This window comes from Microcystis sp. M53598_WE2 (assembly GCF_030067735.1).
GTDB lineage: Bacteria > Cyanobacteriota > Cyanobacteriia > Cyanobacteriales > Microcystaceae > Microcystis > Microcystis aeruginosa.
The window spans coordinates 1-1,046 of record NZ_JASJFE010000323.1; the positions used below are offsets into that span (position 1 = coordinate 1).

At 41.7% G+C, this 1,046-nt stretch carries 1 protein-coding gene and 1 pseudogene; both read right to left on the reverse strand.

The genetic code is table 11. The features are described 5' to 3' along the window. A pseudogene (locus PX636_RS07055) lies at positions 1-329 on the reverse strand (polyprenol monophosphomannose synthase); the annotation flags it as partial. Between the two features lie 44 nt (positions 330-373). After that, the coding region (locus tag PX636_RS07060; RefSeq protein WP_288116585.1) for a DegT/DnrJ/EryC1/StrS family aminotransferase at positions 374-1,046 on the reverse strand (673 nt) is incomplete at its 5' end.

Genomic DNA, 1,046 nt, shown 5'->3' on the forward strand with positions numbered 1-1,046 from the left:
CCCCGATAACCCCAAAATTTATAAAAAAGGGAAGTTAGCAAAGAGAATGAAAAAGGAAAAGAGATATAATAACGTTGATTTAAGTAGTAGACAAAAGGGGGACGATAAGTGTATAAACCCTCTTGCCAAAGACGAGTAACCCAAGCTTCTGCGCGCTCAACTAAGTCAAATCGCCATGGACCATTACTTAGCTGACGAGCTAGTAAAGCTTTCAGCGCTCCATCGCCATTAAAAAAAACATCCTTGGGAACTGAAATACATAGATATAGGGAATAAAAGCAACCGGCGGCAATTACTACCCAAGATAAAAACTCCGTGCCAATTATCATAAAAGTCGGTTTTTATTCAAAAAATTTTTATCAATTTTTCATCCCTACTCAGCCTCAGCAAAAACTTGCCGAACTGCTTGGGCCACTCGCTCAATTTGCTCGTCCGTGAGAGCTAAACCGCTAGGCAGATAAAAACCCCTGCGCGCCAGTCTTTCAGCCACGGGACAGGAAATATTTTGCAATAATCCCATTTTGTGAAATACCGGTTGTTCGTGCATACACCAGAAAAAAGGACGCGTACCAATCTGATGTTCTTTGAGGCGTTTCATCGCTTCCGTAGCATCAAAGTTAACCTCATCTTTGAGAACAATACCATAAACCCAATAAATATTTTCGGCATAATCAGTTTGAGGTAGAGGCAATTCTAGACAGGGGATATTTTGCAATAATTCCCTGTAGCGTCTGCCCATTTTTCTCTTGCGCTGGACAAAAGTTTCTAGCTGTTCTAATTGTGCTAAACCCACTGCCGCTTGCAGATTAGTCATCCTCAGATTCCAGCCCAGTTCTTCGTGAATAAAACGTCGTTGGGGCTGAAAATATAAATTTCTCAGGGAACGACAACGCTCAAAAATATCCTCTTGGTTGGTGACAATCATGCCCCCTTCCCCAGTGGTAATATGTTTGTTGGAATAGAAACTAAAGATACTGATATCACCGAAACTACCACAGGGTTTACCTTGATAGGTTTGACCGTGCATTTCCGCCGCATCTTCAATA